This window comes from Massilia timonae (assembly GCF_001866515.1).
Lineage (GTDB): Bacteria > Pseudomonadota > Gammaproteobacteria > Burkholderiales > Burkholderiaceae_D > Telluria > Telluria timonae.
This window is the reverse complement of sequence record NZ_JRYB01000001.1, coordinates 4181844-4202516: the sequence shown is the minus strand read 5'-3', so window position 1 is coordinate 4202516 and position 20673 is coordinate 4181844. Positions and strand designations below refer to the sequence as shown.

The window sequence follows — 20673 nt, the reverse complement described above, 5'->3', positions numbered from 1 at the left end:
GACCATGCAGAATGAAGGCGCTCGATCTGCGGCAACAGCCACCGGATTCTGAACGCCCGATTGAGCGTCACGGTCGGCACGGAGCCAGCATCATACCGTCAGTCACTTGATTATTGTTAATTTGACAATTAATGAGGCGTTGTTATACTGGGTTTATTCCATCAGTCAACGGTTGCGGCGTGGTCGATGCCCGCCAGTCCACCAGCAACACCAGCGGGAGACGCCATGCCTCACCGAGTGCTTATCCTCTCTTCCGACGTGGATGATGTCCGCATCCTGCACGAGGCTCTCGGCAACGCGCACGATGGCCCGTTCGATGTGGAGGATGTCGCTCGCTTGGCCGACGGACTACTTCGAATCCACAGTGGACCGATCGATGCGGTCCTGCTGGATCTGCTGCTCCCCGATTGCCAAGGGCTGGATTGCTTCGATAGCGTGCATGCAGCCGCACGCCATATCCCGATCCTGACCCTATCCCAGCTCGACAACGAAGCCGATGCCATCGAAGCGGTCCAGCGAGGTGCGCAGGGCTGGCTGACGAAGGGCTTCTTCAATAATTATCTGGTGCCGCAGTCCCTGCGCAACATCATCGAGCGCATGAAGGTTGAGCGAGGATTATACGTTGCCCAGGCGCGTGCGGAAATCACGCTCAACTCGATCGGCGATGCGGTCGTCTCCGTCGACATGAACGGGCGCGTGGACTATCTGAATATCGCTGCTGAGCAGGCCTGCGGCTGGACGCGGGAAGAGGCGCGCGGACGGCCCATTGCCGAAGTGATCGAACTCGTCGACGAGCGCAGCGGCCGCACCATCGCCAGTCCTGTGGACGATATCCTGCATACGGATCAGGCCTCGAGCCTGAGCGGGGACGCAGTCCTCGTTTCACGTCACGGCCAGCGCATCCCGATCGAAGACTCCGCCGCGCCCATTCGCGATTGGGACCGACAGCTCGTTGGCGCCGTAATGGTGTTTCGGGATATTTCCGACACTGTGGCGCTGACCACCAAGATGCGGCATCTGGCGCAACACGATTTTCTCACCGACCTGCCCAATCGCGCTTTTCTTAACGATCGCGTCACCCAGGCAATTGCCATGTCCAGGCGCAACGACACCTCTCCGGTGCTGCTATTCCTCGACCTGGACAAATTCAAGCACATCAACGACTCCCTGGGCCACGCGGTCGGCGACCGGCTGCTGCAAGCGGTGTCCCAACGACTGCTGGCCTGCGTTCGCACCTCCGATACTGTAAGCAGGCACGGGGGTGACGAGTTCGTGATTCTGCTGGCAAACGAACGTCGTGCGCGGGATGCCGCATTGGCGGCCGACAAGATTCTGCTGGCGCTGTCGGAGCCATTCGTCATCGGGACGCACGAACTGCATACGTCGACCAGTATCGGCATCAGCGCCTTTCCCCTCGACGGGATCGATGCCGCCACCCTGATCAAGAACGCCGACACCGCCATGTACCACGCCAAGGAACGCGGACGCAATAACTACCAATTCTTCCGCCAGGACATGAACACGCGTGCTGTCGAGCGGCAGCTAATCGAAACCAACCTGCGGCGGGCGCTGGAACACGGCGAATTCGCGCTGCATTACCAGCCCAAGGTCGACCTGCAAACCGATCGCATTACCGGTGTCGAAGCGCTGCTGCGCTGGATGCATCCCGAGTGGGGCGTGGTCATGCCGGAGCGGTTCATATCGGTCGCAGAAGAGTGCGGCCTGATCATCCCGATCGGGCGCTGGGTATTGAGCGAAGCGTGCGCGCAACTGGTACGCTGGAGCGAAATTGACATTTTGGAAGTGTCGGTTGCCGTAAACATTTCGACCCTGGAGTTCCGGCACCGGGATTTCTTGGCTAACGCGCTGGCGATCTTCGACGCCACCGGCGTGGACCGGGCACGTATTCAGCTTGAGCTGACTGAAAGCGTTCTGATGCACGATGTCGCCGCCAGCGCCCTGCTCCTGGCGAAGTTCAAGGCGATGGGAGTACAGATCGCGGTCGATGACTTCGGCACCGGCTACTCCAGCCTTAGTTACCTGAACGAATTCCCGATCGATGTGCTCAAGATCGACCAATCCTTCGTCAAGGCGATCGAATCCGAAAAAGGGGCTGGACGCAACGGCGCAATCGTCAGCGCGGTCATCGACATGGGCAGGAACCTGCACCAACGTGTCATCGCCGAGGGTGTCGAGGACGAGGTGCAGCTTGCTTTTCTCAAGAATCACAAATGCAACGAAGGCCAGGGCTTCCTGTTCAGCCAACCGGTCGATGCGGCGCAGATACAGGCAATGCTCGGCAGTGACAGGCGCGGATGACCGGCCTGCGCTGCGCGATGTCCCGATGCCGGGGTGCTTAGCCGGGGTCATTACGGCTTTCATGAGCAAGGCGCAAGGCGGCCGCATGGCCGGCCATGCACGACGAGCAACGCAGCTCACGCTTGCCAAGCGCGCCCGGCCCGACTCTCGCTTACCGGGCTGGGTTCTCGCTCGGGTCTACAGCCAGGCCTAGTTCCAGCCTGCGCGCTTCGAGGCGCTCCACCACGCTCGCCGCGAGCGTCCTGAGCGCATCGAGCTGGTCTTGTGTCAAGTGCCGGGGCTTCCTGTCGATCACGCATAAGGTGCCAAGCGCATGGCCCGAAGCGCTCCGCAGTGGAGCACCTGCATAGAAACGAATGCCGGGCTCACCAGTTACCAAAGGGTTCACGGCAAATCGCGCATCGAGCGTCGCGTCCGGTACTTGCATTATTTGTTCAGGCTGCTTGATCGCGTGTGCACAGAATGCATGCTCGCGCGGTGTCTCACGTGCCTGAAGACCCACGCGCCCCTTGAACCATTGTCGCTGTTCGTCGACCAGCGAAATGAGCGCGATCGGCGCTTCGCAGAAGGAAGCTGCCATGCGCGTGAGCTCATCGTAGGCTTCGTCTTCTTCGCTATCCATGATGTGCAGCGCGGCCAGCTCGGCAAGCCGAGCCTGCTCGGCCCGCGCCTCGGCGTCCAGCCGGCGTCAGTCGTATACGGTCGCCATGTCCGGCTGCTCCTGCCCTGCCGGTGGATCGAGCCTGTGCACGGCAGCGTGAAGCGCCCGCGCCAGATCCGCGAGTGCATAAGGCTTGGCAAGTAATACGAAACCGTGGTTGGGATTCTGGACCAGCGCCTGGCTGTAACCGCTGCTGAGCACGACCGCCGCCCCGATTCCCGACTCGGCGATGGCATTGGCCAGATCGATCCCATTCATTCCAGGCAACATCACATCCGAAAACACCGCAGCGAAGCGGTCGGGTTCCTCGCGCAGCAATTCCAACGCACGTTCGGCGCTGGGCACCACGACACTGGCGTAGCCGAGTTCCTGCAGCATGGTGTCGACCACGGCAGCCAATTCAGGATTGTCCTCCACGGCCAGGACATTGACGCCATCCCCTGAGGGAAGATCGGCAGCCTTGCGCGTGGCTGCCAGCGCCACCCTTGCAGCGCGAGCGCGCGGCAAATAGAGTGTGAACGTACTGCCAGCGCCCGGTGCGCTCTGTACGCGGACATCTCCTCCCGATTGATGGGCGAAACCGAATACCTGCGACAATCCCAACCCGGTCCCATGCCCCACGCCTTTCGTTGTGAAGAATGGTTCGAAGATTTTTTCCAGGTGTTCCGGCGCGATGCCGGTTCCGGTATCGGCAAGCGAGACGGCGACAAATTCGCCATCCACCGCGCCGCGCGTTTTGGTGGCCGGGATGGCTTCGACGACCTCAACCCTCACGGTCAGGGTTCCCCGCGCACGCATGGCATCGCGCGCATTGACCGCCAGGTTCACCAGGGCCGTGTCGAACTGGCTTGGGTCGGCGTCGATCAGGCATTCCTGATCCGAAACGTGGATGTTGACCTCGACCCCGGCGCCGGTGAGGCTGCCGATCATCTCGGCAACCGCGCGCGCATTCTCCCCGGCGTCGAACACTTCAGGCTGCAGGGCCTGCCTGCGGGCGAACGCGAGTAGTTGGCCGGTTAGCCGGGCCTCGTGTGACGGCGTTTCCAATCGATTCGATAAACCGCTGACGTCGCTCGTCGTTCAAGCTCGTCTTGCGTAAAAGCTCGGTGCCTGCCTTGATCACGGCAAGCACATTGTTGAAATCGTGAGCCACGCCCCCGGTCAGCTGACCGATCGCTTCCAACTTTTGCGACTGTCGAAGTGCCTCCTGCGTATCGGCCAGTGCGCGCTGCTGTCTCACGGAGTCCGTGGTATCGACCGCAGTCATGAACGCGCCGATCTGCATGTCGTCGGATCCACGCAAGACCTCGAAACGCATTTCATAGCTACACGGCTGGGACGCGCTTGCGTCGAATTCCTGCTGTACCGTGAACGCCTCGCCGCCGAGCTGCCGGCGCCACAGCCCGACGATCGCTGCCATCTGTGCTGGCGCGCCCTTCAACACTTCCGGCAGACTGTCGCCAATCATGGCGTTCGCGCCGTACATGCGCTTGTATTGGGCGATACCCGCGTCGTTGATGGCCAGGAGCCGGCAATCCATATCCAGTACCTGAATGGACATATCGGTTGCCTGGAACATTGCAATGAGAACGTCACGTTCGCTGGTGCGTTCCATGACACGCTGCTCGAGACGCATGTTCATGCTTTGCAGGCGCGTTTCGTTTGCGCGCAATTCCGACTCGATCGAGGCTTGGTGAATGCGCGCCAGCACCGCGCCAAGACTCGAACAAACATGGTGAAGCAGACGCAGGTCCCGGTACGAAAAGCCCGCTGTTTCGGCGGCCAGGTAGAGAACGCCGAGCGGTTTGTCGCTCAGTCCGAGCGGGTAGACGATAGCGGTGATGGGCATCCCGACCGAGGCAGGTACGCCGGTCGCCAGCGCCTGTCGTACAAGCGCTTCTTTCGATATAGCGACGCTGCCCGGCAAGGGACCGGGCAGCGCGGATTCCACATCCGAATCATCGGACGCGTCACTACCACGCATCATCCGCAGTTCGCACTCCTCGAAATCGAGAATCCAGCGTAGCCGCGAATCGATCGTACGCTCGAGCTCCTTCAGCGTGGTCACCGACGCAAACTCGGATACCAGCTCGAGTACCAGGTTCAGCTGCGCAATGTCACGGCCCTTCTCCATGCGTCAAAGCTGGCTGAATATCTCGTCGTTTTCCACCTTGGTGGCATCGGCAACGATGTTGGCGTAGACCGCCAATGCCGACATGGAGATGAGTTCCATGATTTCCGACTCCGTCAGGCCAAGCCCCCGCAGGGTGCTGAAGTCCTCGGAAGTCAGGCTTTGCGGATCACGTGCGCATTTCAGCCCGAACCGGATGATTGCGCGTGTCTTGGGCGGATCGAGCGAATCGATATTCTCGGACAGCTGTGCCAGATCTTCTTCGCTGACACCAAGCATGCGACAGCAGGCAAGATGCGCAGCTTCGCAGTACTGGCAATTCCTGTCAGCGGAGATTGCGGAGAACAGCATCTCTTTCAGCGTTCGAGGAAGGACGCCTCCGACCAGGGTGTTCTGGACGAGTCCCCAGCTTCCGCTTGCGGCCGCAACCGAATGACCCTGGACCTTGATGAAGTTTGGGGGGGCGGGGAAACCCATACGGCGCTGGAAGTCAGTGTAGAGCGCCCTGACTTCGGCACTTGCATCGCCAGGTCCCGATTGTGAATGTTCGGCATGTCTCAGGGGATATGAGATGTCAGGACGACTCTCATGCGGTCAGGTGACGGTGCCGGATGATAGCACGGCCACGGCATCGGGACGTTTCCTACCAGTTGATATTTGATCGCATGCCCGTATGAGATGCTGCCGTGGCGTTGACCTGTCCCGCAACCAGCGCGACCAGCTTGGGCGGCCTCGCAGACGGCAGCAGGTTCGATCGGACGCATCTCGCCGCGAGCCGCCTGGTAGGGACCAGCAGGTCACGGAAAAACTGAACACCGCTTGAATAGGTTCAAGGTGAGCTCAACTGATTGCTTAAGCAAGTAAAAAGCTCGCCGAAGCGAGCCTCTTGAACCGCGAAAAAGAAGTTTCCAACGAGAAACTCACTCCCACTCGATCGTCGCCGGCGGCTTGCCCGAAATGTCATACACGACACGATTCAGCCCACGCACCTCATTAATGATGCGGTTCGACACCTTGCCCAACAACGAATGCGGCAAATGCGCCCACTGCGCCGTCATGAAGTCCAGCGTCTGCACCGCGCGCAGCGCCACCACATACTCGTAAGTACGGCCATCGCCCATCACGCCGACCGACTTCACCGGCAGGAACACCGCAAACGCCTGGCTGGTCGCTTCATACCAGTTCACCGGCGCCTTGCCCGCATCGATGCCCGGCACGTGCGGCACTTCGAACGGGGTATTGCGCAGCTCTTCGATGAAGATCGCATCCGCCTCGCGCAGCAGGTCGGCATACTCCTTCTTCACCTCGCCCAGGATGCGCACGCCCAGGCCAGGACCTGGGAACGGATGACGATAGACCATGTCATGCGGCAGACCCAGCGCGACACCCAGCTTGCGCACCTCATCCTTGAACAGCTCGCGCAGCGGCTCGAGCAATTTGAGGTTCAGGGTTTCAGGCAGCCCGCCCACATTGTGGTGGCTCTTGATGGTCTGGCCCTTCTTGCCCTTGCCGGCCGACTCGATCACGTCCGGATAAATGGTGCCCTGCGCCAGCCACTTGGCATTGGTCAGCTTGCCCGCTTCGACCTGGAACACTTCGACGAACTCACGGCCGATGATCTTGCGCTTCTGCTCGGGGTCGGTCACGCCGGCCAGGTGGCCCATGAACTGCGCCTCGGCATCGATACGCACGACTTTCACGCCCAGGTTCTTGGAGAACATGTCCATGACCATCTTGCCTTCGTCCTTGCGCAGCAGGCCGTGGTCGACGAACACGCAGGTCAGCTGGTCGCCGATCGCGCGGTGGATCAGCGCTGCAGCCACGCTCGAGTCGACGCCGCCCGACAGGCCCAGGATCACCTCGTCGGTGCCCACCTGTTCGCGGATCTTGGCGACGGCTTCGCCGATGTAATCCGGCATGTTCCAGTCCGACTTGCAACCGCAGATCTCGTGCACGAAGCGGCCGATGATGGCTTCGCCCTGGGTCGTGTGCGTGACTTCCGGGTGGAACTGCAGCGCGTAGAAGCGGCGCTCTTCGTCGGCCATCGCGGCGATCGGGCAGCTGTCGGTCGAACCCATCAGCTTGAAGCCTTCCGGCATGTCCAGCACCTTGTCGCCGTGGCTCATCCAGACCTTCAGCATGCCGTGGCCTTCATCGGTCACGAAGTCGTTGATGCCGTTCAGCAGCGCCGTATGGCCGCGGGCGCGCACTTCGGCGTAGCCGAATTCGCGCTTCAGGCCGTTCTCGACCTTGCCGCCCAGCTGGGCCGCCATGGTCTGCATGCCGTAGCAGATGCCCAGCACCGGGACGCCGGCTTCGAACACCGCCTGCGGCGCGCGCGGCGAGTCGCCTTCGAGCGTCGAGTTGTGGCTGCCCGAGAGGATGATGCCCGAGGCGCCGTATTCGCGGACGAACGCGTCGCTGACGTCATAGGGGAAGACTTCGGAGAACACGCCGGCGTCGCGCACACGGCGCGCGATCAGCTGGGTAACCTGGGAACCGAAATCGAGGATGAGGATTTTGGAATGCATGGGATGCGTCTATGGTGAGGAATTCGTGGAGAGGAATTCGGTGGGGTGGAAGGCTTCGCCTTCCACGCGTCCAGGCAACGCGAACGATGGTTGAACGCGTGGACGGCAACGCCGTCCACCCCACAGCGGCCGCCAGGCGACCGCGCGGTATGGCTTATTCCGAACGGTAGTTCGGCGCTTCCTTGGTGATCTGCACGTCGTGCACATGCGACTCGCGCATGCCGGCCGAGGTAATCTCGACGAACTCCGCCTTCTCGCGCAGCTCTTCGATCGTGGCGCAGCCGCAGTAGCCCATCGACTGGCGCACGCCGCCGATCAGCTGGAAGATGATCGCCAGCACGCTGCCCTTGTAGGCAACGCGGCCTTCGATGCCTTCCGGGACGAACTTGTCGGCCTTGCTCGAGGCTTCCTGGAAGTAGCGGTCGGCCGAACCGTCGGCCATCGCGCCCAGGCTGCCCATGCCGCGGTAGGATTTGTAGCTGCGGCCCTGGTACAGGATCACTTCGCCCGGCGCTTCTTCGGTGCCGGCGAACATCGAACCCATCATGACCGTGTGGGCGCCGGCCGCCAGCGCCTTCGAGATATCGCCCGAGAAGCGGATGCCGCCGTCGGCGATGCACGGCACGCCGGTGCCTTCCAGTGCTTTAGCCACATTCGAGATCGCGGTGATTTGCGGCACGCCGACGCCGGCGACGATACGGGTGGTGCAGATCGAGCCGGGGCCGATGCCGACCTTCACCGCATCGGCGCCCGCTTCCACCAGCGCCAGCGCGGCGGCGGCGGTGGCGATGTTGCCGCCGATGACGTCCACGTGCGGGAAGCGATCCTTGATCCATTTCACGCGGTCCAGGATGCCCTGCGAATGACCGTGGGCGGTGTCGACCACCAGCACGTCCACGCCAGCGGCCACCAGCAGTTCGATGCGCTCCTCGTCGCGCGGGCCCACGCCGGTGGCGGCGCCGACCAGCAGCTTGCCCTGCGAATCCTTCGAGGCCAGCGGGTGCTCGTGCGACTTCTGGATGTCTTTCACGGTGATCAGGCCGCGCAGCTCGAAGTCGTCGTTGACCACCAGCACGCGCTCCAGGCGGTGCTTGTTCATCAGGCGCTTGGCCTCGGCCGTGTCCGCGTCCTCCTTCACGGTCACCAGCTTGTCGCGCGGCGTCATCTTGGCGCGCGCCTCGGCCTCCAGGTCTTCCTCGAAACGCAGGTCGCGGTTGGTGATGATGCCCACCACCTGGCTGCCCTCGACCACCGGGAAGCCGCTGATGCCGTGCTGCTGCGAGAGCGCCAGCACTTCACGGATCTTCATGGTCGGCGGGATCGTGATCGGGTCGCGCAGCACGCCGGCTTCGAAACGTTTGACTCGCGCCACTTCGCGCGCCTGGTCGGCCGGGCGCAGGTTCTTGTGGATGATGCCGATGCCGCCCTCTTGCGCCATTGCGATCGCCAGGCGCGATTCGGTGACGGTGTCCATGGCCGCCGACAGCAGCGGAATGTTCAGCGTGATGTTCCGGGTCAGCTTGGTACGCAGGGAGGTTTGGGCCGGGAGGACGTTGGAGTAGGCCGGGACGAGTAGCACGTCATCGAAGGTGAGTGCTTTTTGGAGGAGACGCATAGTATTTCCTATAGGCGCAAAAGCAAATTATACAGAAACTCTCCATTTCCGTCGCCGGGCAGGCCAAAATTTCTTTCGCACGGTGCGCCCGCCAATTGACAGCCGAGCCAGGACATGGCGAAATCGACGCGATTCAATCAGGAACCATGTCATGCCGCTTTCTTGCCACGCCCTTTCCAGATACGCCCTCGGCGCCCTGCTCTTGTGCGCCGCGAGCGCCGCCCATGCCCAGTACGTCTGGATCGGCCCCAACGGCACGCGCCAGTATGCCGACCGCCCGCCCCCACCCGGCACGCCGGCCAGCAAGATCATCAAGGCGCCCGGCCGCCCGCCGCTGGAACCGTCGACCTCATCGGAAACAACCGCCGCGACGCCGGCCGCGACCAAGGACGCCGCCAGGCCGCCGAGCCTGGCCGAGCAGGAAGCCGCCTTCCGTGAACGCAGCAAGGCGCGCGCGGACCAGGAACAGAAGACGCGGGAAGAAGCCGAGCGCCGCCGGCGCCTGGCCGAGCATTGCGCCGCGGCGCGCGAGACGCAGGCCAGTCTTGCCTCGGGCATCCGCGTCGCGCGGGTCGGGCCCGATGGCGAGAAAACCTATATGAGCGACGAAGAGAAAGCTGCGCGCAGCGAACATGTCAAGCGGGCTCTGCAAGAGTGCCGCTGACCGGCTCGATCGCGACCTCAACGCGGTTGCGTCCGCCCGCCTTGGCCGCATACAGGGCCGCATCGGCGCGCGCCATCAGGCTGGTGATGCCTTCGCCCGGCCGCAGCATGGCCACGCCGATGCTGACCGTATACGACACGCCGGCCGCGCCCGCTCCCACCTGCGGCGCGCGCTCGAGCGCGGCGCGCAGCCGCTGCGCCACCGAGAGCACCGTGCGGCCGTCGGCGTCGGGCAACAGCACGGCGAACTCTTCGCCACCCAGGCGGGCGCAGTAATCGATCTTCCGGATCGTCTGCTGGGTGCGCTCGACGAGGTCGCGCAGCACCAGGTCGCCCACGCCGTGGCCGTGGGTGTCGTTGATGTGCTTGAAGTGGTCGGCGTCCACCAGCAGCAGGCCCAGAGCGCTACCGTGGCGCTCGGCGCGCGCCAGCTCGCGCTCGGCGAAGGCGAAGAAGGCGCGGCGCGACGCGGCCCCGGTCAGGTGATCGTGGTCGGCGGCATGGATGCTGGCGGCGATCAGGCGCGCATTGGCCATCATCACCGCGCCCAGCGTCAATGCCGGCAGCGCCAGGGTGCCGATCGCGAAGAACGCCAGGTTGTAGGCGCTTCCTTCGAGCAGCGAATAAGGCTGGTAGAAATCGATGAGATAGAAGCTCGCGCGCCAGGCATGGCCCACGCCCAGCACCAGGGCGGCGCAACGGGTGAAGGTGAACGAATAGCGCAGCCGCGGCTCGCCCGGCGCGCGCAGGGTGATCCCGATCGCGAAGCAGACGGCGCCGTGGTAGAGCGATACCGAGACGATGCGCAGCGCCGCCGATTCGACCGCATGGTGAAAGAAGACGATGCCCGAGATCGCGGCCAGCGCGCCGGCCGCCAACAGGCGCCATGGCACCGACAGTCCGAGAAAACGCCGGAAGCCGGCGAAGATCAGGGTGATCGTGCCGAGGTACAGCGCATTGGCCAGTTCGACGCTCAGGACATCGGGAACCACGCCGCGCGCGGCGAACAGCAGCAAGGCCACCACCGCCAGCAGGTTCGCCTGGCGCCATTCGCGGATGCCTGCCACCTCGCTCTTGGCGAGCGACGACAGGACCAGCAACATGACCCCGGACAGGCCGGTGGTCACCAATAACAAACTCAGGGCATTCAACATCGGAGCAGCAATACGGCAAATGGAAGTGCGACAGGCGGAGCGCCGCCATAAAAATGCGGCGGCGCACAGGCGGCGTGGCGGCACGTCGATGCCGGACACGATGCGCACCGGCCAGTCACGGCGAGCGCATCCCGGCATCATGGGAGGCGCCATGATACCAAGAAACTCCGGGAAATCTATCCAATTGTTGCAGTTGCGCAAGAAATAACAGCCTGCGCCTCCGACGCCACGCTCAGGCGGCGCCGTCGCTCGCGCTGGCCGCGCCCTCGCGCTTGGCCGCGCGTTTGCGGCGCGACTCCTTGGGATCGGCCACCAGCGGCCGGTAGATCTCGATGCGGTCGCGCTCGCGCAGCACGGTGTCGAGCGTCTTCTTCTTGGCGTAGATGCCGACCGGCTGGGTCGTCAGGTTGATGTCCGGAAAGGCTTCCAGGACGCCGCTGCGCTCGATCGCCTCGCCAATGGTCGTGCCCGCCTCGACCCGCATGGGGTGCAGCCACTCGACCTCGGCGCTGGCATAGCACACCGAAATGCCCAGCATTTCAGCCATACAGCGCCTCGGCGCGCTTGCAGAACGAGTCGACCATGCTGTTGGCGATCATGCCGAACACCGGCCCCACGATCTGGGCCAGGATGACGCTCGAGAACTCGTACTGCATGTCGAAGTCGATCTTGCAGGCGTCTTCACGCAGGGCCTTGAAACTCCACGTCGCCTCCAGCATCTTGAAAGGACCGTCGACCAGGTGCATCTTCATCTGGGTCGGACGCTGGTTGTGGTTCGACGTCGTGAAGCTTTGCTTCACGCCATGAAAATTGATCTGCAAGCTGGCGACCAGCTTGTCGTCGGTCCGCTCGACCACCTTGACGCCTGCACACCAGGGCAGGAACTTGGGATAATCCTCAACCTTGGCGACCAGGTCGAACATCTGTTCTGCGCTATAGCCAAGGAAAACTGATTTGTGCACTACTGCCATTGGTCAACCGTTTGTTATGATGTTGGTCATTTGCATGCGCCAGTTGTTGGCGCAATGGCAGTAGTTTAACCGACACGCGAATTTTCGCCTTTTCATGAGCATCGCTGACAATAAAAAAGCATTTTTTGACTACTTCATCGAAGACCGCTACGAAGCGGGTCTGGTGCTGGAGGGTTGGGAAGTAAAAGCCATCCGCGAAGGGCGGGTGCAGATCAAGGAAGCCTATGTGCTCGTCCGCAATGGCGAGCTATACCTGTTCGGCGCGCACGTCAGTGCGTTGACGACGACTTCCACCTTCAGCCACCCGGAGGCGCTGCGCTCGCGCAAGCTGCTGCTGCACCGGGCCGAAATCGACAAGCTGATCGGCAAGGTCGAGCGCGCCGGGTTCACGCTGGTGCCGCTCAACCTGCACATGAAGAAAGGCCGCGTGAAGTGCGAGATCGGCCTGGCCAAGGGCAAGAAGCAGCACGACAAGCGCGCGACCGAGAAGGACCGCGACGCCAAGCGTGAAGTCAACCAGGCGATGAAGACCAACCGCCGCTGATCAATCGCGCGGGGCACGGACCGGCAGCTCCAGCACGCGCGCACCGGCGGCCGCGATCAATTCCTGGTCGTGGGTCGAGAACAGGACCAGGCGCCTGCCACTCTGCGCCCGGATCTGCTCCACGAGAAAGGCCTTGGCATCGGCATCGATGCCGTTCGTCGGCTCGTCCATCAGCACCACCGGGGCCTCGCCCATCAGGCCACTGACCAGCATGAACTTCTTGCGCGTGCCGAGCGACATGTCGCCGAACGGCAGGCCGAGATAGATGTCGATCCCGAACCCGGTCAGCAGCGCCGTCCCGGGACCGGGGCCGCCGCGCAGGGCCTGCACCATGCGCAGGAATTCGTCGCCGGTCATGAAGTCATAAGCCACCGATTCGTCGGGCACATAGGCGAGGCACGCGCGGCCCGCCTGTCCATCGGTGGCGAGGTCGTGGCCGCAGATCCTGACCTTCCCCTCTTGCGGCGCCTCGATCCCCGCCAGCAGGGTCAACAAGGTCGACTTGCCGGCGCCGTTGCGGCCGAGCAGCGCCACCGCGCCCGGGCCGAACGACAGCTCCAGGTTTGCAAACAGTATATGTGCGCCATGGCGCATGCCGAGGCCCTCGGCGGCCAGCAGGATGGTCATCGATCGTCCTTACATCAATATGAGCGACGCGGCGCACAGCGCCACCTTCATCGCCACACCGTACTGGTGGCGTTGCAGGATCGGCGCGCCGAGCAGCGCGAGAAGCATCAAGGACCAGCCGGCACGGCGCAGCAGGACGGTCGCCACGTCGAGGCTGTCCGCCACCTGGGCATGGGCCAGCCACGCCAGGCCGAACACGGCGGCGCCGGCGCCCAGCACCACCAGGTGTTCCGCGACCATGGTCTTGGCAGTACCGAATGGCAGGCTGCGCAGGAAGGGCTGCAGCGGCTGGCGCGCCTGCCAGAAGGCGTAGTACAGCCCCGCCAGCAGATAGGCGCTGGCGCAACAGGCCAGCGTGACGAAGCCCGCAGCATCCTGCTCCTTGCCGAACAGGTGGATCATTGCCCAGCACAGCGCATGCAGGAACAGCGCCGCGCCGATACGTGGCAGGGCCACGTGCAGGTGGGAGCGCCACAGGGCGCGGCCATGCAGCTGAAACAGGAACCAGACGCCCGGGCCGCGCAGCCGTCCGCTGGCGCCGGCGTCGCGCCGCGTCGACGCGCGCGCCGGCGCCGGCCGCGCCAGCTCGCGCGCCAGCAGCGCCAGGCAGGCCACGAGCGGCCAGCCATCGGCGAGCGGCGCCGCCGCCAACAGTGCCGGCACGGCCGAGAGGCGCAGGCGTGATGCGCGCCCTGCCCCGAATACCACGGCGCGCGCCGCGGCGATCGTCAGGAGCAGGATCACCAGGAAAGCGCCCCAGAACAGGACGGTCCCGGCGCCGGCGGCCAGCACCACCCACGCCGCGATCGCGAACGGGACGATGAACCACTGCAGGGCCACCAGCAGCAGCGCCATGTCCAGTCGTGGCGCCAGATAGTGGCCATGGCTGGCGCTGCGGGCGAATACGGCAAACCCGGCGCCGCGCACGAAGCTCCGGTGCACGCGCGCCCACAGGCCCACGACCGTCAGCCAGCCGACCAGATAGACCAGGTTGTCGCGCCAGGCCAGCGGGTCGCGCCAGAACTGCAGGATCGGTGCGGCCAGCAGCGATGGCCGTTCGACCAGCACCAGCGCAAAGAAGGCGCCGAAGATCCCCAGCGCGTGGCCGTAGCGTTGATAGAGTGCCTGAGACTCCTGGCGCAGGTAGCGCCGGCGCAGCGCGAACAGGGCGAGAAAGGGTTGCGGCAGCAGCCGGCGGCGCCAACTCGCCAGCACCGTTCAAGCGCCCGGCAAGGCGGGCGCGACTGCGCTGCGCACCGACAGGCGCCAGGCGCCAAAGCTCAGCAGCAGGCCGCCCGCCACGCCCAGCCCCAGTTTCAGCGCGCTGTCGAACAGCAGCGGCGCCACCAGGCCCGACACCAGCGCGAACGACATCATCTGGATGAAGCCGACCATCGACGAGGCCAGGCCGCGGTTGCGCGGGAACAGGCCCATCGCGGTCAGCTGCACCGCCGGCATCGCCACCGCCAGGCCGAAGGTGTAGACGAACAGCGGCAGCACCGACCATGGCACGCTGGCCGGGAACAGCCCGTGATAACCGACGTTGAGCGCCACGCCCAGCGCCATCACGGCGTAGCCGGTCCACATCATGCGGCCCGGGGTCGAGCTGTGGGCGCGCTTGCCGCCCCAGGCCGAGCCCACCACCATGCCGCCCACCAGCGGGATGAACATCCACGCGAACGCGGTCTCGGGCAGGCCGAGGATCTCCATCACGAAGTTCGAGGCCGATCCGATGTAGAGCGACAGGCCGCTGAAGGCCAGGCCCACCGACAGCGCCAGGAACACGAATTGCGGATTGCGCAGCACCATCAGGTAGTTGCGGCCGATGGTGCCCGGGTGGAAGGCCTGGCGCTTCTCGGCCGGCAGGCTTTCCGGCAGCATCTTCATGACCAGCAGGATCATCGCCGCCCCGAACACGGCAAGGAACACGAAGGACGAGCGCCAGCCGAAGGTCACGTGCAGCCAGCCGCCCAGGATCGGGGCGATGGCCGGCGCCAGGCCGAACACCATCATGATGTGCGACATCATGCGCTGGGCTTGCGGGCCCGAAAAACGGTCCTGCACGATCGCCTGGCCGATCACCGAGCCGGCGCCGGCCGACAGGCCCTGCAGCGCGCGGAACACCAGCAGCCAGCCGAAGCTCGGCGCCAGGGCCGCGCCGACCGAGGCCAGCGTATAGACCGCCAACGCGGCCAGGATCACGGGGCGGCGGCCGAAGGAGTCCGACAGGGTCCCGTAGAACAGCATCATGAAGGCGAACGTGAACAGGAACACGCTCAGGGTCTGCTGCACGGCCACCGGGCCAACCGCGAATTCGGCGCCGATCGCCGGCATCGACGGCAGGTAGGTGTCGATGGCCAGGGCGCCGATCATGCCGAGGCAGGCGAGGATGACGGTGAGGAGCTTTTGCATGTACTACACTTTCGGGATCGTTGCCGACACCGCACGATGCGGGCGTCGGGGGGACGCGATTGTACGCTATTTCGATCCCGCCGATCCTCACCGATCCTCACGCAGCGACATGCCGAAGCGGTCCAGGCGCGGCATCCAGTTTTCCTGGTAGGCGGCCGACACCAATATCCGCTCGGCGCGGCCGACCAGCTTCTCGCGCGGCACCAGGCCGATCACGCGCGAATCGGCGCTGTCGTTGCGGTTGTCGCCCAACATCAGGTACTGGCCGGGCGGGATCCGCAGCGGATCGAAGCTGCGCGGCGCCGGCACGCCCGGCAAGACCTGGATGCGCTGGCGCGTGCCCGCCACCTGCTCTTCCAGCCGGATGGCGCCGACCTCGAGGCCGCGGCTGCGCTCGCGCGCCTCGCCCAGCAGCGCATAACTGGCGCCTTCGCCGTTGATGAACAGCCGGTCGCCCCGCATCTCGACCAGGTCGCCCGGCAGCGCCAGCACGCGCTTGATCAGGCGCGTGCCGTCATGCGGCGAGTAAAACACGACCATGTCGCCGCGCGCCGGCTCGCCCAGGTGCGCCACGCTCACCTCGGTCAATGGTATCTTGAGGTCGAAGGCCAGGCGGTTGATCAGGACCACGTCGCCCTCCAGCAGATTGGGCCGCATCGAACCGCTCGGGATCGGGCTCCAGTCGGCCACCGCGCTGCGGAACACGCCGAACAACAGCAGGAACATCAGGAAGCCCTTGTTGGCGCGGACGAAGTTTTTCATGGACGACTCCTCGGTGACTGGAGCGCCAAGCATAGCCGCCGCCTCCGAATGAAGGCTTAGCAGTTCATTAAGGAAATGGCGGCGTCGGCGGCGCAAGTGTCACCGGGCTGTCATATTTGACATCTACACTGCCTGCGGGACGACTACGACCGCAGAATATGGACATGAAGAAAAAGGCCATCGAGGCTGAGCTCAAACAATTTTCCGACGGCGGCGCCTATCTGAACCGCGAACTGTCGCTGCTCGAATTCAACCGCCGCGTGCTGGCCCAGGCCGAAGACCCGTCGATTCCGCTGCTCGAACGCCTGCGCTTCCTGTGCATCGTGGCGAGCAACCTGGACGAGTTCTTCGAAGTGCGGGTGGCCAGCCTGCTGGCCCAGCACCAGCTCGACCGCGCCAGCGGCGCCCTGCCCGACGGCCTGGCCGCCAACCTGGAACGCGCGAGCGCCGAATGCCGCCACCTGATCGCGCGCCAGTACAGCCTGTTCAATAGCGAGATCCAGCCGCAGCTGTCCGAGCACGGCATCCACCTGCTGCACCGCAGCGAGCGCAACGCCGCCCAGCGCGCCTGGGTCAAGCAGTATTTCGACCGCGAAGTGCGCCCGCTGCTCACGCCGATCGGCCTCGACCCTGCCCACCCCTTCCCGCGCGTCGTCAACAAGAGCCTGAACTTCATCGTGGAACTCGCCGGCAAGGACGCGTTCGGGCGCGGCTCGGGCATCGCGATCATGAAGGCGCCGCGCGTGCTGCCGCGCGTGATCCGGCTGCCGGACGAGCTCTCGGACAAGAAAGGCGCCTCCTACTGCATGCTGTCGTCGGTGATCCAGGCCCACATGGCCGACCTGTTCACCGGCCGCGATGTGGTCTCGTACTCGCAGTTCCGCGTCACCCGCAACAGCGACCTGTGGGTCGACGAAGAAGAAGTCAAGAACCTGCGCCAGGCGCTGCAGAGCGAGTTGCACAGCCGCCAGTACGGCTTCGCGGTGCGCCTCGAGGTGGGCCGCTCCTGCCCCGAGCACCTGTCGGACTTCCTGCTCAACCAGTTCCAGATCGACCGCAGCCGCCTGTTCAAGGTCGATGGACCGGTCAACCTGAGCCGCCTGCTGGAAATCGTCAACAGCAACGACCGGCCCGACCTCACCTTCGCGCCCTATGTCGCGGGCTACCCGAACAAGCTTGCCGGACCCGACCTGTTCGCCTCCCTGCGCAAGCACGACGCGTTGCTGCACCATCCATTCGAATCGTTCCAGCCGGTGATCAATTTCATCCAGTGCGCGGCGGCCGATCCGAACGTGGTGGCGATCAAGCAGACCATCTACCGCGCCGGCAGCAATTCGGAACTGGTCGACGCCCTGATCGCGGCCGCGCGCAGCGGCAAGGAAGTCACCGTCATCGTCGAGCTGATGGCGCGCTTCGACGAGGAAGCCAACATCAACTGGGCCGAGAAGCTCGAGCAGGCCGGGGCCCAGGTGGTGTACGGCGTGGTGGGCCTCAAGACCCATGCCAAGATGGCCCTCGTGCTGCGGCGCGAGCCGAATGGACTGCGCCGCTACGCCCACCTCGGCACCGGCAACTACAACCCGACCACCGCCAGGTTCTATACCGACATGGGGCTGCTGACGGCCGACCCGGAACTCACCGCCGACGTCAACGAAGTCTTCATCCACCTCACCAGCCTGACCCGGCCCAAGCAGCTGTCGAGCATCTGGCTGGCGCCGTTCTCGCTGCAGAAGGAGATCGTGCGCGCGATCCGCCAGGAAGCCGAGATCGCGCGCCAGGGCCGCCCGGGACGCATCATCGCCAAGATGAATTCGCTCACCGACGAGTCGGTGATCAAGGCCCTGTACGAGGCCTCGCAGGCCGGCGTCAGGATCGACCTCATCGTGCGCGGCGCCTGTTCGCTGCGGCCGGGCGTGGACGGCCTGTCGGACAACATCAAGGTGCGTTCGATCGTCGGCCGCTTCCTGGAGCACACCCGCATCTTCTATTTCCGCAACGACCTGAAGCACGACGTGGTGCTCAGCAGCGCCGACTGGATGAACCGCAACCTGTTCCGCCGGGTCGAAGTGGCATTCCCGATCCGCTCGACCGCGCTCAAGCGGCGCGTGATGCGCGAGGGCCTGCACCCCTACCTGAAGGACAACGTCAACGCCTGGGAGCTGGCGCCCGATGGCCGCTACCGCCGCCGCAAGGCGCGCGGCAAGCAGGGGCAGTACAGCGCGCAGCAGGTGCTGATGGACATGCTCGGCGCGGCCAGCCTCGCCAACGACACCAACGACAAGGAGATCGACAATGGAACTGATCCTGTGGCGCCACGCTGAGGCCGAGCCGGGAGAGCCGGACGCCGCACGCGCGCTCACGCCCAAGGGCCAACGCCACGCCGCGCGCATGGGCGCCTGGCTCGACCGCAAGCTGCCCCCGGCCTGCCGCATCCTGGTGAGCCCGGCCACGCGCTGCATCCAGACGGTGGAAGCGCTGGGCCGGCGCTACGAAGTGGTCGAGGCGCTGAACACCGCGTCGAGCGCGGAAGCGATCATCGCCGCCTGCGGCTGGCCCGAGCACCGCCAGCCGGCGCTGATCGTCGGCCACCAGCCGCTGCTGGGCCAGGTGGCGTCGATGGCGCTGTGCGGGAACAAGCAGGATTGGCGCATCCGCAAGGCGGGCGTGTTCTGGATCGAGCACAAGGAGCCGGATGGCGTGCCGTATATCCGGCTGGTGGCGGGGCCGGACGTGATCGGCAAGCTGCGTTAGAAGAATCGCTAGCGCACCTGGAAGCCGATGCCGACTTCGTTCCAGCTGCACTCTTCCTTCTCGAACCACGGCGCCAGCGTCGGATGCCGCGCCAGCAGTTCCGGCGGCAGCTCGATCTCGATCTTGCCCTTCATGCGCAGGCGCAGGCCGCCGATGTCGTTGTCGGCGCGCGCATGCATGAACACCACCGCCAGGCGCAGCGCCAGCACCGCCTTGGCCAGGTCGGGCTCGACCAGCGCCTCGCGGATCTTGCGCAGATTGCCCTTCTGTCCCAGCACCAGGGTCGCCAGCAGGCGCTGCTCGCGCGTGGTGAAGCCGCCCAGGTCGGCGTGCTCGACGATGTAGGCGCCGTGCTTGTGGGCCCCGCTCATCGAAATGGCCAGGCCGATCTCGTGCAGCATGGCGCTCCAGGCCAGGTAGTGCGGCTGGCTGTCGGCCTGCGGCTGCAGGCGTTCGTACAGCAAAGTCGCGATGCCGCAGGTGCGCAGCGCGCGCTGGGTGTCGACCCGGAAGCGCTGCATGCAGGAGCGGATCGCGGCGTCGCGCCGGTCGCGCCGGTTGGCGCGCAGCTCGAGGTCGGACAGCACGCCCAGGCGCAGCCCGGCATTGACCGCCTGCAGGCGCTCGACCTTCAGCTCCTGCATCGCGCCGATGAGCACCGTCAGGCCGCCCACCATCACCGGCACGCGGTCGCGCTTGACGCCCGCCAGCAGAAAGGCGTCCACGTGGCCCAGTTCGATCAGGATGTCGCGCAAGGCATGCAGGCTGGCCTGCGACACCGTGCCGTCGCCGATCGCGTTGCGGCCGATGACTTCCGAAATGGCGCGCATGGTGCCGGATGAGCCGTAGGCGGCGTCCCAGCCCTGGGCGTGGTACAGCGAGGCGGCGTCTTCGAAGCGGGCGCGCGCCGCGGTGACGGCGGCGTCGAAATTGCGCGCGCTGATGCGGCCGTCGGGGAAATAGGCGCGCACCTGCGGCTGGGTGCCGATGCCGAACGACTCGACCAGGTGGATCTCGGCGCCGGTGCCGGCGATGACCTCGGTCGAGCCGCCGCCGATGTCGATCACCAGCCGCCGCTCGTCCTGGCGCTCGATGGCGCGCGTCACGCCCATGTAGATCAGGCGACCCTCTTCCTCGCCCGAGATGATCTCGATCGGATACCCGATCGCCGCCTCGAGCTGCGGCAGCAGCTGGTCGGCGTTCTTCGCCACGCGCATGGTGTTGGTGGCGACCACGCGCACGGCGTCGAGGTGGTATTCGTCCAGGATCTTGCGGAAGTCGTGCAGGCAGGCGATGGCGGCGCGCATCGCGGCCTCGGTGAGCATGTCGTGACTGTCGAGTCCCGCCGCCAGGCGGATCGGATCGCGCGCGGTGCGCACGATGTGCATGCGGGCGCCGAGCGGCTCGCCGATGTGCAGGCGGAAGCTGTTGGACCCGAGGTCGACTGCTGCAAACATGAGGCCCTTTCGAAAATGGACGAATCCCGCGGCCAGCTCATGCTGCGCGGGATCGGCAGGGCCAAGTATACAGCG

20 protein-coding genes are annotated in these 20673 nt (G+C 64.9%); 6 read left to right on the top strand and 14 right to left on the bottom strand.

All coding sequences use genetic code 11. The features are described 5' to 3' along the window. Positions 1-225 precede the first annotated feature (225 nt). Positions 226-2319, top strand: a complete 2094-nt coding sequence (locus tag LO55_RS17955; protein ID WP_071362509.1) for a putative bifunctional diguanylate cyclase/phosphodiesterase — start codon at positions 226-228, stop codon at positions 2317-2319. Positions 2320-2470: 151 nt separating this feature from the next. On the opposite strand, the gene LO55_RS17950 is transcribed toward LO55_RS17955, so the two are convergent. From LO55_RS17950 to guaB, 6 genes are all read right to left on the bottom strand, one after another. Continuing rightward, on the bottom strand, positions 2471-2941 hold the full coding sequence (locus tag LO55_RS17950) for a GAF domain-containing protein (protein ID WP_071362508.1): 471 nt from the start codon (positions 2939-2941) through the stop codon (positions 2471-2473). 66 nt (positions 2942-3007) lie between these two features. Next, a complete protein-coding gene (locus LO55_RS17945; protein ID WP_071362507.1) occupies positions 3008-3949 on the bottom strand; it encodes an ATP-binding protein in 942 nt (313 codons plus the stop codon). Position 3950: 1 nt separating this feature from the next. Continuing rightward, positions 3951-5114, bottom strand: coding sequence for a PAS domain-containing protein (locus LO55_RS17940; RefSeq protein WP_071362506.1), 1164 nt, complete (start codon positions 5112-5114; stop codon positions 3951-3953). Between the two features lie 3 nt (positions 5115-5117). Next, positions 5118-5588 (bottom strand): carboxymuconolactone decarboxylase family protein, encoded by a 471-nt coding sequence (locus tag LO55_RS17935; protein ID WP_071362505.1) that lies wholly within the window; start codon positions 5586-5588, stop codon positions 5118-5120. Positions 5589-6031: 443 nt separating this feature from the next. Further along, positions 6032-7642: a glutamine-hydrolyzing GMP synthase gene (guaA, locus tag LO55_RS17930; RefSeq protein ID WP_071362504.1), complete on the bottom strand. Its 1611-nt coding sequence runs from the start codon at positions 7640-7642 to the stop codon at positions 6032-6034. Between the two features lie 154 nt (positions 7643-7796). After that, positions 7797-9257 (bottom strand): IMP dehydrogenase, encoded by a 1461-nt coding sequence (gene guaB, locus LO55_RS17925; RefSeq protein WP_071362503.1) that lies wholly within the window; start codon positions 9255-9257, stop codon positions 7797-7799. A gap of 151 nt (positions 9258-9408) precedes the next feature. On the opposite strand from guaB, the gene LO55_RS17920 reads away from it, so the two are divergent. Then, entirely contained in the window at positions 9409-9921 is a 513-nt protein-coding gene (locus LO55_RS17920; RefSeq protein WP_071362502.1) for a DUF4124 domain-containing protein, read from the top strand. Here the strand turns inward: LO55_RS17920 and LO55_RS17915 are convergent. Next, positions 9893-11023: a GGDEF domain-containing protein gene (locus LO55_RS17915; protein WP_177185544.1), complete on the bottom strand. Its 1131-nt coding sequence runs from the start codon at positions 11021-11023 to the stop codon at positions 9893-9895. The two genes, LO55_RS17920 and LO55_RS17915, sit on opposite strands and share 29 nt — an antisense overlap. On the opposite strand from LO55_RS17915, the gene LO55_RS26730 reads away from it, so the two are divergent. Further along, positions 11022-11282 carry a hypothetical protein gene (locus LO55_RS26730; protein WP_177185543.1) on the top strand — a complete coding sequence of 87 codons (261 nt, stop codon included), beginning with the start codon at positions 11022-11024 and terminating at the stop codon, positions 11280-11282. The genes LO55_RS17915 and LO55_RS26730 overlap by 2 nt on opposite strands. A 24-nt stretch (positions 11283-11306) precedes the next feature. Here the strand turns inward: LO55_RS26730 and LO55_RS17910 are convergent, their stop codons facing one another. Together LO55_RS17910 and LO55_RS17905 are read right to left on the bottom strand one after the other, a co-directional pair. Continuing rightward, on the bottom strand, positions 11307-11621 hold the full coding sequence (locus tag LO55_RS17910) for an RnfH family protein (protein ID WP_071362500.1): 315 nt from the start codon (positions 11619-11621) through the stop codon (positions 11307-11309). Continuing rightward, positions 11614-12045, bottom strand: coding sequence for a type II toxin-antitoxin system RatA family toxin (locus LO55_RS17905; protein WP_005667673.1), 432 nt, complete (start codon positions 12043-12045; stop codon positions 11614-11616). The genes LO55_RS17910 and LO55_RS17905 overlap by 8 nt, the downstream gene beginning before the upstream one ends. Before the next feature lie 94 nt (positions 12046-12139). On the opposite strand from LO55_RS17905, the gene smpB reads away from it, so the two are divergent. Then, positions 12140-12589: an SsrA-binding protein SmpB gene (gene smpB / locus LO55_RS17900; protein ID WP_005667675.1), complete on the top strand. Its 450-nt coding sequence runs from the start codon at positions 12140-12142 to the stop codon at positions 12587-12589. Here the strand turns inward: smpB and LO55_RS17895 are convergent, their stop codons facing one another. The 4 genes from LO55_RS17895 to lepB all read right to left on the bottom strand — a co-directional run bounded on the left by LO55_RS17895 (position 12590) and on the right by lepB (position 16390). Next, positions 12590-13216 carry an ABC transporter ATP-binding protein gene (locus LO55_RS17895; protein WP_083415406.1) on the bottom strand — a complete coding sequence of 209 codons (627 nt, stop codon included), beginning with the start codon at positions 13214-13216 and terminating at the stop codon, positions 12590-12592. A gap of 9 nt (positions 13217-13225) precedes the next feature. Further along, positions 13226-14431 carry a hypothetical protein gene (locus tag LO55_RS17890; RefSeq protein WP_071362499.1) on the bottom strand — a complete coding sequence of 402 codons (1206 nt, stop codon included), beginning with the start codon at positions 14429-14431 and terminating at the stop codon, positions 13226-13228. Between the two features lie 3 nt (positions 14432-14434). After that, the gene (locus LO55_RS17885) at positions 14435-15628 is read right to left on the bottom strand and encodes a multidrug effflux MFS transporter (protein ID WP_071362498.1); all 1194 of its coding nucleotides are present in this window, start codon (positions 15626-15628) and stop codon (positions 14435-14437) included. A gap of 87 nt (positions 15629-15715) precedes the next feature. Beyond that, entirely contained in the window at positions 15716-16390 is a 675-nt protein-coding gene (gene lepB, locus LO55_RS17880) for a signal peptidase I (RefSeq protein WP_071362497.1), read from the bottom strand. Positions 16391-16548: 158 nt separating this feature from the next. Between lepB and ppk1 the strand changes: the two genes are divergently transcribed. Further along, complete coding sequence (gene ppk1, locus LO55_RS17875; protein WP_005667686.1) at positions 16549-18711, top strand: polyphosphate kinase 1; 2163 nt, start codon at positions 16549-16551, stop codon at positions 18709-18711. Further along, complete coding sequence (locus LO55_RS17870; RefSeq protein WP_071362496.1) at positions 18683-19141, top strand: SixA phosphatase family protein; 459 nt, start codon at positions 18683-18685, stop codon at positions 19139-19141. The genes ppk1 and LO55_RS17870 overlap by 29 nt, the downstream gene beginning before the upstream one ends. A gap of 8 nt (positions 19142-19149) precedes the next feature. On the opposite strand, the gene LO55_RS17865 is transcribed toward LO55_RS17870, so the two are convergent. Next, positions 19150-20598 (bottom strand): Ppx/GppA phosphatase family protein, encoded by a 1449-nt coding sequence (locus LO55_RS17865; protein WP_071362495.1) that lies wholly within the window; start codon positions 20596-20598, stop codon positions 19150-19152. Between the last annotated feature and the right edge of the window lie 75 nt (positions 20599-20673).